We start from the raw sequence: 14,395 nt of genomic DNA, 5'->3' as shown, positions 1-14,395 counted from the left end.
TAATTTGCTGAATAAAAACCCCTGCGCTCGCAGAGGTTTTTATTGCTAATCCGAATTGAAAGCGATGACCATCAGGCCATTACCGACCTGTCTTCCATGGCCTGCCGCCAGCCTCCCAACCAATGTGACCTTGCATCTACCGATTGATATGGGCAAAACTCCTTTGAGCGCCCGATAATACCAGCCTGATACCCACGTGATTGAGCCCGTTCTAGGCGGTCGCGTTTTTGTCTCTTCATGCCTCGTTTCCCTCATTTTCAGTTCTGCTGGAAAGAAAACAGTGATGACTTTTTCACCATCACACATAATCAATAGCCGCTTTTAGCCTGAGGGTCAATGCGCAAAATTCATACCAGTGTCACAAATGTGAGCAACAAGACGTCGTCATTTAACAGTATTTAATGCGATATCTGACAATCATCTGTTCTACATAAAGAAAACCCCGGCCAGCGATTCTTACTCTGGTCGGGGTTTATTTAGACAATGTTAGTCTAGCGTATTACTGAACCTGACGCGCGATCTGCTGCGCTTCCTGTTGCCAGCCTTCCGCGAGCGTCTTAACCAGCGCATCATAGCCATCCTGCTGCACAGGAAGCACTAAGTTGAACGCTCGCTTAGTCAGTTGACCATTACGCGTTAATATCCATTCACCGCTGATAACTGCCTTGCCATCATAGCGGCCATGGAAGCCTGTCACGCTGATATTCAGCGTATCCTGAGCGTTGCCTAGCGGCTGAGATGAAACAATCCAGCCTGGCATTGCCACACTCAGATTCGCGACCATCGTTTGCTGAAGCTGTTGCTCCAACGGGCTTGCCCAAAGATTGTTCCCAGCGGTGACAAACTGCACATCATTAGTTTGATAAACCACGCCGAGGGCGCTCAGAAAATCTGCCACGCTCACACGCTCAAGCCATAGCTGATGCGTATCGCTATTGACAGGCCCTTGCACCACCGCGGTGCTCGCCACGGGAACCGGCAGTTGATAGTAACTTTTCTGTGGTTGGCCACTACATGCACTCAGCAGCAAAGCAGCCGCTCCCAGCATCCAGATTTTCATTATTTTGTCCTCTTAGGCTGCGGATCTTTGCCAGCTGGCGCTTCAAATACCAGTGAATTGCTCTTCTCATTAAGCGTACGTAATACTGGCTGTAGCTCACGTAACACCTGATCCAAGCGCTGCATGTCACCAACCATATTGTTATAGGCTGGAGAGCCTGGCTGGAAGCCTTTCACACTGCGATTCAACTCAGTCAGCGTTTTCTGCATATCGCCTGGTAATGCTTGCGCCTCTTTACTTGAAACCAATTTATTCAACGCATCCAACGTTTTCTGCGTTTCTGCCATCGTTTTCTGGCTGGCTTTCAAGGTATTAGTCGCTTCATTAATCATTGGCTCGATAGGCAACGAGTTGATTTTATCGAGTGTCGCGGTCAGTTTCTGTTGCAGCTGCGCTAAGCCACCGCTCACCGTAGGAACGACCGGCCAACCATCAATTTTACGCGGCCCTTTCCACGGCTTAGCCTGTGGATAGAAGTCCAAATCAATATACAGCGAGCCAGTTAGCAAGTTGGCAGATTTCAGTGATGCGCGTAAACCTTCACCGACGCCGGAGAATAGATGTTGCTCGACGTTAAAGTTATCACCCAGTTTTTGCTGAATACGTCCCGGCTCGATATTAACCAAGACCGGAATCTGATAATCAGAGTCCAACTTCTGGCTTAGACCAGTGACAAAGTAAGGCGCTTCAGCCACAGTACCTAAGCGAATGCCGCGGAATTCAACCGGAGCACCGGCCTGCAAACCACGAATAGAGTCACTAAAGAACATCAGCACACTTTTATGTTCTGTATATAGTGATTCCTGAATACTTCGCTGGTTATCAAACAATGCAAACTGAGACTGATTTGCCGCAGGCTTACCGACTGACCAGCCTTGTGGTACATCAAAGCTCACACCACCGCTAAACAGCGTAGTTAATGAGCCCATCTCCACACGCATTCCCTGAGCCGACATATCGAATGCAACGCCGCTGTCGATCCAGAAGCGAACATTGTCCGTCACCAAGGTGTCATACGGCGCAGAGATAAAGATCTGATAGTGAATCTGGCGGTTTTTTGGATCAAACTGGCTGGTCTCAACAGAGCCCACGCGTAGGCCACGGAATAAGACCGGATCGCCTGGGCTAAGCTGTCCAGCCTGCTCGCTGTTTAACGTTACGCGGATGCCTTTCGCATCCGGTGGGGCTAACGGCGGCTGATCAAGCAAATTGTACTCATCTCGAGTCTCTTTATTTGAACCCGGTTGCAGCTCAATGTAAGCCCCAGAAAGCAACGTTCCGAGCCCTGAAATACCTTCTCGGCCTATTTGTGGTTTTACTACCCAGAACACGCTGTCTTTACGCAGGAGCTTTTCCATTCCTGAGTTCAAGCGTGCTTTTACGATAACCTGCGTCAAATCCTCATTTAGCGTGACGGTTTCAACCATACCCACGTCAACGCTACGACTTTTGATCGCCGTTTTTCCACCTTCTAGGCCTTCTGCACTAGAGGTAATCAACGTCACTTCCGGTCCTTGGTGGCTAAAATGATAAAAAATCACCCATGCGCCGATCAGTGCCGTGACGATAGGGACAATCCAGACAGGGGACCAGCGTTTGATTTTTTCAACCTTAGCTACGCCAGTTTCTTGCTCATTCACTTTGAGGCTCCTTGTACGTTAAGCCACGTTCCCGATCCCAGAGCAATCTAGGATCAAATGTCATCGCTGAGATCATGGTAATAATGACCACCATCGCAAAAAGTAACGCTCCAATATCAGGGTAAATACTCATCAATTGGCCCATATTTACCAACGCAGAAAGCACCGCGATAACAAATACGTCAATCATTGACCAGCGCCCCACAAATTCCACAATTTCATAAACAAAATGCATACGCTCGCTGTCACCGCGAGTGGCATATTTGGCATCCCAGCATAGCCACCCTATCGCTAATATTTTCAGCGTGGGAACCATAATACTGGCGATAAAAATAACCATGGCGACCGGATAAGAGCCTTCGCCCCATAGCAAAATAACCCCAGCCATAATCGTTGAAGTCAGTTTGGTACCCAGCGCCTGCGTCACCATAATCGGCAGAACGTTTGCGGGGATATACAGCATAATTGCCGTGATGAGTAAGGACATCGTCCATTGCAAGCTATTACGGCGACGTACGTGACCTTTGCTATGGCAGCGAGGGCACGACAACTGATCGGCGGGTAAAATAGCCGAACAACAAGAACAAGAGCGTAACCCTTGCTGAAGCCCGGTTAGGCCAACACGTAAATTTTCCGGATGCTGCGGTGCGGGCGCAATATCACTCCACAGAAGTCGTTTATCGATCACTTGGAATACGCGCACCTGCAGAACGCAAAATAGACAATAAGGCAGGAAACTGGTACCCACACCGACATCACCATAGGCCATCAGCTTCACAAAGCTAACCAGAACCCCCGCTAAGAAGATTTCAACCATGCACCACGAGCGGCATTTAAAGAGGATCTTTGCCATCATAACCTTGAGTTCTGTCGGCATCGGTATTCGCAAATTAAGCAGAATAATCGAAACCATACAAAACGCAGGTATCAGCTGTACAAAAATCATAAACAACGATGCCATACTGGCATAGTCTTCTGAAACCAGCACCTGCGGGATCTGAATCAGAGTGATGGCATTACGGATCCCGGCAACGGACATGTTAACAAAGGGAAATAAGTTAGCCAGCACCAGCATAAACAGTGCACAAATGGCGTACAGCACGGGCTGACGACGCGGCTCTCGCCACTTCACCATCAAGGTGGTATGACAACGAGGACAGCTACTTTTAGAGCCCTCTGGCAATACTGGCAGCTCCACCAGCATGTCACATTGCGGGCATAATATTTTGTTTTCTGAATCCAGATGATGTTCAGAACACATGATTTTTTCCCACTATTTGGTTGCTACATAAAATGCATAAAAAAGCCTGACACAACACATCACTCTGCGTTAGTCAGGCTTTATTCCGTCTTAGGCAGATCGATTAAGCATTCTTCATTGCTTCTAGCTCTTCCCAACGCTCAAACGCCGTTTCAAGCTGCTGCTCGACTTCCGCCATCTTTTGCAGAATGTTCTGAGTTTCTTCATGGGATTGATTGAAGAAATCAGGTTTAGCCACTTTTTCCTGCATAGCCGTCAGCTCAGTTTCCAGCTCTTCAAGGCGTGCGGGAAGCTGCTCTAATTCACGTAGCAAATTATAGCTCATCTTATTGCTGCGCTTTTTCGCTTCAGTTTTAGGTGCGCTCGCACTCGTCTGAGGTTTAGACGCAGACTGTTGGCTAAAAGAACGCATATCGGCTTTTTGCTTGTGCGCGTCGTAATAACCACCCACGTAGCTGTTGATAACGCCGTTGCCCTCAAAGATCCAACAATCAGTCACAGAGTTATCTACGAATTGACGATCGTGGCTAACCAGCATAACCGTGCCTTGATAACCATCAACCAGCTCTTCCAACAATTCCAATGTTTCGATATCCAAATCGTTGGTTGGTTCATCGAGAATCAATAAATTACTTGGTTTCAGGAACAGCTTCGCCAGCAACAGACGGTTTCGCTCACCGCCTGACAAGGCGCGTACCGGCGTCATTGCACGTTTAGGGTGGAACAGGAAGTCCTGCAAATACCCTAAAACATGGCGTGGGCGACCATTAACCATAACTTCTTGCTTACCTTCAGCCAGGTTATCCATCACGGTTTTATCCGGATCTAACTCTGCACGATGCTGATCAAAATAAGCAATTTCCAGCTTCGTCCCGCAGCGCACTTTTCCGCTATCTGGCGGCAATTGACCCAGCATCAGTTTCAGCAGCGTAGTTTTACCACAGCCGTTTGGCCCAACCAGCGCGATCTTATCGCCACGGTTGACCTGAACGCTGAAATCACGAACCAGCGTTTTGCCGGCCACGCTGTAATTAACATTCTCCATCTCAAAGACAATTTTGCCGGAGCGCAACGATTCTTCAACCTGCATCTTGGCATTACCTTGCACACTACGGCGCTCAGCATGTTCGTTACGCATCGCTTTTAACGCGCGAACACGGCCTTCGTTGCGGGTACGACGTGCTTTGATCCCTTGACGGATCCAGACTTCTTCCTGCGCTAATTTGCGATCAAACTCTGCGTTTTGCATTTCTTCAACGCGCAGCGCTTCTTCTTTCGCAATTAAATAAGCGTCATAGTTGCCTGGCCAAGAGACCAGCTTTCCGCGATCCAGATCGACGATACGGGTCGCCATGCTGCGAATAAATGAACGGTCATGGGAAATAAATACGATGCTGCCGGTGAATTCCTTCAGGAAATCTTCCAGCCACGTGATGGTTTCGATATCCAAGTGGTTCGTCGGTTCATCCAGCAACAGCACATCAGGCTCGCATACCAGCGCACGAGCCAAAGCAGCTTTACGCAGCCAGCCACCCGACAGCGCAGACAGGTCGGTATCAGCGTTCAAGCCCAGCTTGGTCAGCACGTCGCTGATGCGGCTATCAATACGCCATAAGCCTTGATGATCCAAGATTTCCTGTAGCGCAGAAAGCTTGTTCAGGTTCTGTTCGCTAGGATCGGATTCGACCTTTTTCAGCAAATCATGATAAGCCTTAAGGTGCTGAGCCTGCTCGGCAACGCCTTCTGAGACAAAATCAAAAACCGTCCCACCGATATTACGCGGCGGATCTTGCTGTAAACGAGAGACCACTAAATCTTGCTCATAGATGATACGTCCATCATCCAGCGGTAACTCTTTGCCCAGTACTTTCAGCAAGGTTGATTTGCCTGCGCCATTACGGCCTACCAGGCAAACACGTTCATTTGGCTCGATGTGTAATTCGGTGTTATCGAGCAACGGTGCATCACTAAATGAAATCCATGCACCGGAAAGACTAATTAACGACATATCTTACTTTTCCTCGCCAGCATGACGGATCAGCCAGCAGTTATGGATCTGACGGTTGCGGGCAAAGTCCTGAGACAACGTCTGAGCGGTAATTTCTTTCGCTTCCAGACCTAATGCACCGAGCGCTTCAAGATCCATTTTAAATCCACGCTTGTTGTTGGAGAACATAATGGTGCCACGGCGACGCAGCATACGCTTAAGGTTGCGCATAATATCAATATGATCGCGCTGCACATCAAACGTGGCTTCCATACGTTTTGAATTCGAGAACGTCGGTGGATCAATAAAGATCACATCGTATTGTTCATCGCTGTTATGCAAATAAGACAAACAGTCAGCCTGAACCAAACGGTGCTGACGTCCTGTTAGCCCGTTGGCACGCAGGTTTTTCTCTGCCCACTCGAGATAGGTGCGTGACATATCCACCGTGGTGGTTGAACGCGCGCCGCCTAACCCTGCATGAACGCTAGCCGTTCCGGTATAAGCAAATAGGTTCAGGAAGTCCTTACCGTTACACATTTCGCCCAACATGCGGCGGGCAATGCGATGGTCAAGGAACAGACCCGTGTCTAAATAGTCAGTCAAGTTAACCCACAGCTCAGCGTTGTACTCTTTAACCGGCATGAACTCTTCTTTTTGTGCCAGTTTTTCATACTGACTTTTGCCTTTCTGGCGTTCACGGGTTTTCAAGATCAAGCTGTTAGACGGCAGGTTCATCACCGACTGTGTCGCGTTAATCACGTCAAACAGACGCTGACGTGCTTTTTGCGCATCAACGGTTTTCGGCGGCGCATATTCCTGCACCACTACTTTGTCGGCATAGCGATCGACGGCAACGTTGTATTCTGGCAGATCGGCATCATAAACACGGTAGCATTCAATGCCTTCTTGCTTCGCCCACTTATCAAGTTTCTTCAGATTTTTACGCAGACGGTTCGCATAATCTTCAGCAATTTGGCCGGCTGGCGCACCCAGCGGGTTCTCTGCAAGCTGATAGTTTTTCTGCACACAGTCCAGCGGGCCGTTTTTCGCCTTAAATTGACGCTCAGCACGCAGCTGTAAACAGCTCAGCAGTTCAGGAGATGCACTGAATAAAGAGAGCTGCCAACCGCCAAATGCGCCTTTCATAATACGGCCTAACGCATTGTGCAGCGCAATCAGGGCAGGTTCGCTTTCTAGGCGTTCACCGTATGGCGGGTTGCTCAGAACGGTTCCTGTTGGGCCTTCTGGCAGCGGGTTTTTCAGGTTGCTGACGTCAGCCACGTTGAACGTAATCAGTTCGGAAACGCCAGCACGACGGGCGTTAGCACGCGCCATTTCAATCACGCGGCGATCGTTATCTGAACCGAAGAAACGTGACTGACCTTCCTGTTCTTGCAGGCCACGGCGCGCACGCACCTGTGCTTCCGCCATCAGCTCACGCCACAATTCAGGATTATGACCATTCCACGCAGTGAAGCCCCAGTGCTGACGGGTCAGACCCGGCGCGTGATCGGAAGCCATCATCGCGGCTTCAATCAACAAAGTACCGGAACCGCACATTGGGTCGACCATCGGCGTGCCGACTTTCCAACCAGAACGCAGCACAATGGCAGAAGCCAACGTTTCTTTAAGCGGTGCAGCGCCAGTGAGGTCGCGGTAGCCGCGCTGATGCAGGCCTTCTCCGCTGAGATCCAACGCCACGCTGGCCGTTTCGCGCTGTAGGAAAACGTTAATACGAATATCTGGCGTTTGTTTAGCGACGGTTGGACGCGCATCAATTTTGCGCGTGAAGCTATCCACAATCGCATCTTTGACTTTCAACGCGCCATATTGGCTATTGCGAATTTCTTCGTTGGTGCCGGTGAAATGCACGGCAAAGGTCTTATCGACGCCAAAAATAGAAGTCCAGTCGATTGCCTGTACACCTAAGTACAGATCCAGATCGCTATAGACTTTAAACTCATTCAGCGGCATCAAAATGCGCGAAGCTAAACGGCTCCAGAGCAGGCTCTGATAGAGCAAACGATCATCCCCTTGGAAATGCACACCGCCTTGAACAATTTGACAGGAGTGCGCACCGAGGGCTTCGAGTTCATTTTTTAACAGTTCTTCTAGACCGCGCGCGGTGCTGGCAAACAGAGATTTCATGTTTTCACTATCACTAAAGAGAATTTACGGAGACTAAAAGCCAGAAAAAGCTTAATAATCAAATGAGTATGCAACTCCATGCATTATAACTACACAGCAAGTCACACCGTTTGCTAGGTTCTGACAAATGAATATCAGTAAGTTAATTAGCTATTTTAACCTGTAGGACCCTACATTTGATACTTTTCTATGAAAAACCACCATCCTTCATTTTAACTTTTTGCCAGCCCCGCTTTTTAGCCTGTTTTTACGCAATGACTAATGTGTAATTTTCAAACTTTCACTTGCTAACAAAAATGCTCACAATAGCTACGTGATAAAAATTATAGTTAACAATTTCATAGATATAGATGTGATAAAAAATTTGATCAAAATCATTTTTTTTGCAAAACAACGATTTTAAAATCTCGCACCGAATTCATGACCTACCGAAGATATACGATGAAGGAGGAGCTGAAGATGAGCCAAGAAAGCGTGATGACATACGATCGTAACCGCAACGCTATTAAAGTTGGCAGCCGCGTAATGGTGAGTGGTACCGGTGAGATTGGTGTAATTACGGCGATTCACGGTGACAACCTACCCTCAGCGCAAATCCGTCGTTCAAAATGCGTAGATATCGATAATCTAAGCGATCGTTACGTTCCAACCGAGCTTGTTCGCTTAGGGATGAACTAATCCTATCTTGCGCGTGAATACTCACCGTTAAGTGCCGGTCGCAGATCTCTTGATCGGCACTGCATCTCTTCCCCCTCCGCTTCTACACCGACTGATAGCTCTGTACCCATAAAAGAAAACGTCGCGCTATCTGTTCAATATGACATAGGTATCATAAAGTGATCGGCTGAAATTCTTTTAAAACGACGGAACGAGGAAATGCTGAAATGATCACGTTATCAAAGCTGTATGTTCATCCGATAAAATCCATGCGTGGCTTACAGCTTTCACAGGCTCAGGTTTTGCCAAGTGGTTTAGCATTCGATCGTGCGTTAATGATAACTGAAACTGACGGCACCTTTATTACCGCTCGCCAAAATCCACAAATGGTGACATTCACACCGTCTTTATTACCGAACGGTATTGCTCTCACCGCGCCCGACGGTGAAAGTATTATGGTGTTATGGCACGACTTTATTAATGAGCAGCAACCCACAGAGGTTTGGGGGAATCATTTTACCGCGCTGGTTGCGCCTGCTCAGATAAACGTATGGCTTAGCCGTTATTTTAAGCGTGACGTACAGCTTCGTTGGCTAGGCGATGAACTCACTCGGCGCGTAAAACGTCATCCAGAAATTCCGCTGACGTTTGCCGACGGCTACCCTTTTTTATTAATTAATGAAGCTTCGTTTCAGAATTTACAGCAGCGCAGCCCAAGTGCCATTCGCATTGAACAGTTTAGACCGAATATTGTTGTTAGCGGCGCTCAGGCTTTTGACGAAGATAGCTGGCAGGTTATCCGCATTGGCGAAATTATTTTTGATTTAGTCAAACCATGCAGCCGCTGTATTCTGACCACCGTGAGCACCGACCGTGGGCGTAAACACCCCGCAGGTGAACCGTTAAAAACCTTGCAGTCATTCCGCACCGCAGACAATGGCGATGTGGATTTCGGTATGAATATGATCGCGCGCAACGGTGGGGTTATTCGCCAAGGGGATAGCGTTGAAATACTCAGCATTCGCCCCCCTCGCCTATATTCGGCTGGAGAAACAAACGAATCTCTATCACTACCCGATTCAGGGAAAAAAAGCGTCAAAATTGAATATCAAGGACAGGTATTTACCGGCAATAACCAGCAGATACTGTTAGAACAGCTGGAAGCTCAAGGCATCCGAATTCCCTATTCTTGTCGGGCTGGATTATGCGGTTCTTGCAAATTAACGCTAAACGAAGGGGAAGTTACGCCGTTGAAGAAAAGCGCCGTAGGCGAGAATGGTCTCATTCTTAGCTGTAGCTGCATTCCTAAAAGCGATATCAAATTAGCCTAGTCGTCATCACGCTATAATAGCTATCGTTCTAATAGTAGAAATATGCGGGATATTTACTGCCCGCATATATTAAACAGCGTAGGCTAAAATATCTTCAGCATCAGCGGATGGCTGTACGGCAATTAATCTGTCGTGCATAACCTTAATCGCGTCGCCAAGCTGCATCGCTTTACCCGCCAGTTGCAAATAAGGCTGGGCTAAAAGACATAAACTGGCACTATCTCCAGACTCAACCACCAGCAAACGCGCCTGCTCAGCAGTATTGGAAACCTGCACGGCAACCACTTCGCCTATTGCCGGGCTTACTGAACAAGACTGTGGGGCAAAATGCCAACTTTTTGGCATCAGCGGTTTCAAAAAACGCTGCGCAACTAGTGCATTTAGTATTAATTCTGCACGTTGTTCTTTTTTTAATCCCGTCTGACGGCTTCGTTCTTCAAACTGGTAATAGAGCGCTGCATCATCAACGCAAAATGAGCAGTCTTCGAAAGCATCTGGCGTTAGCATTTTAGCCGCAAAGCGGGATCGAAAAATCATTCCGTTGGCTAAATCCAACATCAAACGATCGTGTTCCTCATCAAAATACCAGCGCCAGTTATCGCCCGGTTTTATATTCATAACATCCCTCTTCTGCATCGACCATCAGGATCGTGATTCGACTGTTGCCCGTGTCATTAATACGACCAAATCATGCGTTGATTAAATTAGCGTGATTCATTTGGACAATTAATTGGCAGAACGGTTGAAATATAGACTACCCCGAAGAAGAAATAAACCCCCGGGGCAAATAGGCAGGTAAATAATTAGATGTAGTTAACGATATCTTTAATCAGACCAGGTCCTTTAAAGATAAAACCTGAATAGATTTGAACCAATGAAGCACCGGCATCTATTTTTTCTCTGGCTGCAATAACGGAGTCGATCCCGCCAACACCAATAATCGGTAAGCGCCCCTGCAACTCTTTAGAGAGCTGACGAACAATCTCTGTGCTGTGCAGCTGTAAAGGACGCCCGCTAAGCCCGCCCATCTGATCGCAGTAATTAAATCCGTTAACTAATTTGCGATCTAATGTGGTATTCGTTGCAATAACCCCATCTATATTATGGCGAACTAAACTATCGGCGACCTGAATCAATTCCTCATGAGAAAGATCCGGCGCGATCTTCACCGCAATAGGAACATATTTATGGTGTTTTTGTTGTAGCTCGATCTGTTTTGCTTTTATCGCGGTTAATAGATCGTCTAATGCTTCACCATATTGCAAGGTTCTTAAACCCGGCGTATTTGGTGAGGAGATATTTATCGCAATGTAACCCGCATAGGAGTAAACCTTTTCCATGCAGATTAAATAATCGTCTTTACCCTGCTCAACCGGCGTATCTTTATTCTTGCCAATATTGATCCCTAACACGCCGCCAAAATGAGATTTTTTGACGTTCTCGACCAGATTATCGACCCCATGGTTATTAAATCCCATGCGGTTAATTAGGCCTTCAGCTTCAACAAGACGGAATAAACGAGGCTTGTCATTACCCGATTGAGCGCGAGGCGTTACGGTGCCAACTTCGATGAAACCAAATCCCATTGCGCCTAGCGCATCAATACATTCGCCATCTTTGTCTAAACCTGCGGCAAGGCCAAGCGGATTTTTGAAAGATAATCCCATGCATGTTACCGGCTTAGAAGCCACTGACTGACGAACCAGAAACTCCAGCGGAGTGCCCGTAATACGGCGAAGCTGCTTAAATGTGAATTCGTGCGCGCGCTCTGGATCGAGCTGGAAAAGTGCCTTTCTAACGAAGGGGTAAAGCATGGTATCTCCTGAGTCCCGGTGGCAAGTCTGAGCTGTATTCTTCACAATAAATCATATTATCGTATTAATTCAGCGTGTTAGCAGGTTTATCCATCATTTCAATTTCATTATTTCTGTACATTTTTCGACGTTTTAGTATATTTTTTTACTCTCAGCACCCCACACTGCACCCCAAGGTTTTCAAATGGCGTACTTTAGTATTGAGAAAAGAGAGCGAGCCGATGGAACACCACGTTATCGCTGTACTGTTGGTGTTCGGCAAAATGGTAAATATCTTTTCCGAGAAAGTAAAACGTTTGCGCGTCAAGCTCAGGCAAAAAGCTGGGGCGCTCGCATGGTTCAGGAAATTGAAACCAATGGCATACCTGATGCCCGGTCCTCTAAAACAATTGGTGATTTAATCCGTGATTACTTAGAGCACCCCAACATAAAGCAAAAAGTCGGGCGAGATAAATTGGATGTTCTCACTAGACTGCAAAAGTTTGCGATCTCCAACGTACCTCTATCCTCCATCGTTTCAAATACATTTATTGAGCACTGCCGCTTCAGATCAGCTTCTGGCGCATCACCTGCCACTGTTTCTCATGACCTAGCCTATATGGGCTCTGTTTTATCTGCTGCAAAACCTCTCTTTGATATCGACGTGAACCTAGATAGTTTGAGCGTTGCTAGATCAGCTCTTTCGAGCATGGGAGTAACTGGACAATCTAAACGTCGTAGTCGTAGGCCGTCAGCTGAAGAGTTCGATAGGCTCTACGATGGAATGCGCGACCGCGCCAAAAGATCCTATAAGGGTATTCCGTACGACGATATCTTTATGTTTTCAATTCTGTCATGTATGCGCGTTGGGGAAGTTTGTGCAATTCGCTGGGATGATATTAGCGAAGAACAGAAGGCGGTACTGGTTCGTGACCGTAAAGATCCACGTAAAAAAGAAGGTAACCACATGATGGTACCTTTACTTGGTGAAGCATGGGAAATTGTTCAGCGGCAACCAAAAAGTGATGACAGAATTTTCCCTTATCCTCCCAAGGGGATTACGCTGGTCTATAGGGACGTTCGAAACGAGTTGGGCATTGAAGATCTGCGCTATCACGACTTACGTAGAGAAGGTGCAAGCCGCCTATTTGAAGCGGGATTTAGCATCGAGGAAGTAGCACAAGTGACTGGGCATCGAACTCTAAACGTTTTGTGGCAGGTATATACTGAGCTATACCCTAAATCACTCCATGAAAAATTTGATGCTCTGCAAAGAAAACAGCTTTAATAAAAAATAATCCCTCTCGACAATACTGTATGAATACACATATACTGTGTAAATCAACAGTGCTTAGCGAGAGGCGATAACATGGCAGATGTAAAGAAAAAATCCACTAGTGACGTAGCCCAGATCACAAACAAAGATGACAAAGCTAAAGCTCTAGCCGCTGCAATTGGTCAAATTGAAAAAGCATTTGGCAAAGGTTCGATAATGCGTCTGGGTGATAATAAAACTCTTGATATCGAAGCTATCTCTACTGGCTCAATCACTCTAGACGCCGCTCTTGGTATTGGTGGCTTGCCTATGGGCCGTGTTGTTGAAATCTTTGGACCTGAGTCATCAGGAAAAACCACGCTTACTCTGTCTGTTATCGCTGCGGCGCAAAAAGCAGGGAAGATGTGCGCATTTATCGATGCTGAACATGCCCTCGATCCAATTTATGCACAAAAACTTGGCGTAAACACAAATGAGCTGCTCATTTCTCAGCCAGATACCGGCGAACAAGCATTGGAAATCTGTGATGCCTTAGTCCGCTCTGGTGCTGTGAACGTGATTATTGTCGATTCAGTTGCTGCATTGACACCTAAAGCAGAGATCGAAGGCGAGATGGGGGACTCTCATGTTGGCCTACAGGCTCGCCTTATGTCTCAAGCTCTTCGTAAAATGACGGGTAACATCAAAAATGCCAATTGCTTGGTAGTCTTCATTAACCAAATTCGTATGAAAATTGGTGTAATGTTCGGAAGTCCAGAAACGACGACTGGTGGCAATGCGCTAAAATTCTATTCTTCCGTTCGTCTTGATATTCGACGTATTGGTGCGATTAAAGATGGTGATGAAGTTCTTGGCAATGAAACCCGCGTTAAAGTGGTCAAAAACAAAGTTTCGCCGCCCTTCCGTCAAGCTGAATTCCAGATCCTTTATGGGCAAGGAATATCACATGAAGGCGAGCTCGTTGAGCTTGGCGTAAAGCTTAAACTTATTGGTAAAGCTGGTGCGTGGTATGAGTATAACGGCGGGAAGATTGGGCAAGGTAGAGCTAATGCGATGAAGTATTTAGCGGAGAATTCTGAGGTAGCGCAAGAGATCGAGCAAAAAATCAGAGATCTGGTTCTTGCGAAACCACTCCCTGTCACTAGTGATATTGGTGAGGAGATTGTAGAAAGTACCGCCGAGGAAGAAGTTGAACTTACCGATATTTAAGGCTGCTTTTCTAAGGTAGATACGGGAAAA

General features: G+C 47.1%; 12 protein-coding genes. 4 read left to right on the top strand and 8 right to left on the bottom strand.

Annotated elements, in window-relative coordinates; all coding sequences use genetic code 11:
• Nucleotides 1-71: 71 nt before the first annotated feature.
• The 6 genes from rmf to rlmKL all read right to left on the bottom strand — a co-directional run bounded on the left by rmf (nt 72) and on the right by rlmKL (nt 8,099).
• Nucleotides 72-239 carry a ribosome modulation factor gene (gene rmf, locus U0008_RS08255; RefSeq protein WP_004095659.1) on the bottom strand — a complete coding sequence of 56 codons (168 nt, stop codon included), beginning with the start codon at nt 237-239 and terminating at the stop codon, nt 72-74.
• Between the two features lie 260 nt (nt 240-499).
• Nucleotides 500-1,060, bottom strand: a complete 561-nt coding sequence (gene pqiC / locus U0008_RS08250; protein ID WP_043492561.1) for a membrane integrity-associated transporter subunit PqiC — start codon at nt 1,058-1,060, stop codon at nt 500-502.
• Nucleotides 1,060-2,700: an intermembrane transport protein PqiB gene (gene pqiB / locus U0008_RS08245; protein ID WP_040045929.1), complete on the bottom strand. Its 1,641-nt coding sequence runs from the start codon at nt 2,698-2,700 to the stop codon at nt 1,060-1,062. The genes pqiC and pqiB overlap by 1 nt, the downstream gene beginning before the upstream one ends.
• Nucleotides 2,693-3,961, bottom strand: coding sequence for a membrane integrity-associated transporter subunit PqiA (gene pqiA, locus U0008_RS08240; RefSeq protein WP_043492558.1), 1,269 nt, complete (start codon nt 3,959-3,961; stop codon nt 2,693-2,695). Before pqiA ends, pqiB begins: the two co-directional genes overlap by 8 nt.
• A 103-nt stretch (nt 3,962-4,064) precedes the next feature.
• Entirely contained in the window at nt 4,065-5,969 is a 1,905-nt protein-coding gene (locus U0008_RS08235) for an ABC transporter ATP-binding protein (protein ID WP_043492555.1), read from the bottom strand.
• A gap of 3 nt (nt 5,970-5,972) precedes the next feature.
• Complete coding sequence (rlmKL, locus tag U0008_RS08230) at nt 5,973-8,099, bottom strand: bifunctional 23S rRNA (guanine(2069)-N(7))-methyltransferase RlmK/23S rRNA (guanine(2445)-N(2))-methyltransferase RlmL (RefSeq protein WP_043492553.1); 2,127 nt, start codon at nt 8,097-8,099, stop codon at nt 5,973-5,975.
• Nucleotides 8,100-8,573: 474 nt separating this feature from the next.
• On the opposite strand from rlmKL, the gene ydfZ reads away from it, so the two are divergent.
• Together ydfZ and U0008_RS08220 are read left to right on the top strand one after the other, a co-directional pair.
• Complete coding sequence (ydfZ, locus tag U0008_RS08225) at nt 8,574-8,777, top strand: putative selenium delivery protein YdfZ (RefSeq protein WP_025800999.1); 204 nt, start codon at nt 8,574-8,576, stop codon at nt 8,775-8,777.
• Between the two features lie 206 nt (nt 8,778-8,983).
• Nucleotides 8,984-10,087, top strand: a complete 1,104-nt coding sequence (locus U0008_RS08220) for a YcbX family protein (protein ID WP_043492547.1) — start codon at nt 8,984-8,986, stop codon at nt 10,085-10,087.
• A 69-nt stretch (nt 10,088-10,156) separates the two neighbouring features.
• Here the strand turns inward: U0008_RS08220 and U0008_RS08215 are convergent, their stop codons facing one another.
• Entirely contained in the window at nt 10,157-10,705 is a 549-nt protein-coding gene (locus U0008_RS08215; protein ID WP_025800997.1) for a cell division protein ZapC, read from the bottom strand.
• Nucleotides 10,706-10,890: 185 nt separating this feature from the next.
• Nucleotides 10,891-11,901 carry a quinone-dependent dihydroorotate dehydrogenase gene (gene pyrD, locus U0008_RS08210; RefSeq protein ID WP_040045924.1) on the bottom strand — a complete coding sequence of 337 codons (1,011 nt, stop codon included), beginning with the start codon at nt 11,899-11,901 and terminating at the stop codon, nt 10,891-10,893.
• Nucleotides 11,902-12,085: 184 nt separating this feature from the next.
• Between pyrD and U0008_RS08205 the strand changes: the two genes are divergently transcribed.
• Together U0008_RS08205 and recA are read left to right on the top strand one after the other, a co-directional pair.
• The gene (locus U0008_RS08205) at nt 12,086-13,168 is read left to right on the top strand and encodes a tyrosine-type recombinase/integrase (protein ID WP_043492545.1); all 1,083 of its coding nucleotides are present in this window, start codon (nt 12,086-12,088) and stop codon (nt 13,166-13,168) included.
• A gap of 81 nt (nt 13,169-13,249) precedes the next feature.
• On the top strand, nt 13,250-14,365 hold the full coding sequence (recA, locus tag U0008_RS08200) for a recombinase RecA (RefSeq protein WP_051874112.1): 1,116 nt from the start codon (nt 13,250-13,252) through the stop codon (nt 14,363-14,365).
• Nucleotides 14,366-14,395 lie beyond the last annotated feature (30 nt).

Origin of the sequence: Hafnia alvei (genome assembly GCF_034424155.1) — a bacterium.
GTDB classification, from domain to species: domain Bacteria; phylum Pseudomonadota; class Gammaproteobacteria; order Enterobacterales; family Enterobacteriaceae; genus Hafnia; species Hafnia alvei.
Note: the sequence above shows the minus strand (reverse complement) of the source record. Positions and strands in the feature narration are given on the sequence as shown.

Coding starts and splice junctions, on each gene's coding strand:
- rmf (WP_004095659.1), bottom strand. CDS start 239: ATGAAGAGACAAAAACGCGACCGCCTAGAACGGGCTCAATCACGTGGG.
- pqiC (WP_043492561.1), bottom strand. CDS start 1,060: ATGAAAATCTGGATGCTGGGAGCGGCTGCTTTGCTGCTGAGTGCATGT.
- pqiA (WP_043492558.1), bottom strand. CDS start 3,961: ATGTGTTCTGAACATCATCTGGATTCAGAAAACAAAATATTATGCCCG.
- U0008_RS08235 (WP_043492555.1), bottom strand. CDS start 5,969: ATGTCGTTAATTAGTCTTTCCGGTGCATGGATTTCATTTAGTGATGCA.
- rlmKL (WP_043492553.1), bottom strand. CDS start 8,099: ATGAAATCTCTGTTTGCCAGCACCGCGCGCGGTCTAGAAGAACTGTTA.
- U0008_RS08220 (WP_043492547.1), top strand. CDS start 8,984: ATGATCACGTTATCAAAGCTGTATGTTCATCCGATAAAATCCATGCGT.
- U0008_RS08215 (WP_025800997.1), bottom strand. CDS start 10,705: ATGAATATAAAACCGGGCGATAACTGGCGCTGGTATTTTGATGAGGAA.
- pyrD (WP_040045924.1), bottom strand. CDS start 11,901: ATGCTTTACCCCTTCGTTAGAAAGGCACTTTTCCAGCTCGATCCAGAG.
- U0008_RS08205 (WP_043492545.1), top strand. CDS start 12,086: ATGGCGTACTTTAGTATTGAGAAAAGAGAGCGAGCCGATGGAACACCA.
- recA (WP_051874112.1), top strand. CDS start 13,250: ATGGCAGATGTAAAGAAAAAATCCACTAGTGACGTAGCCCAGATCACA.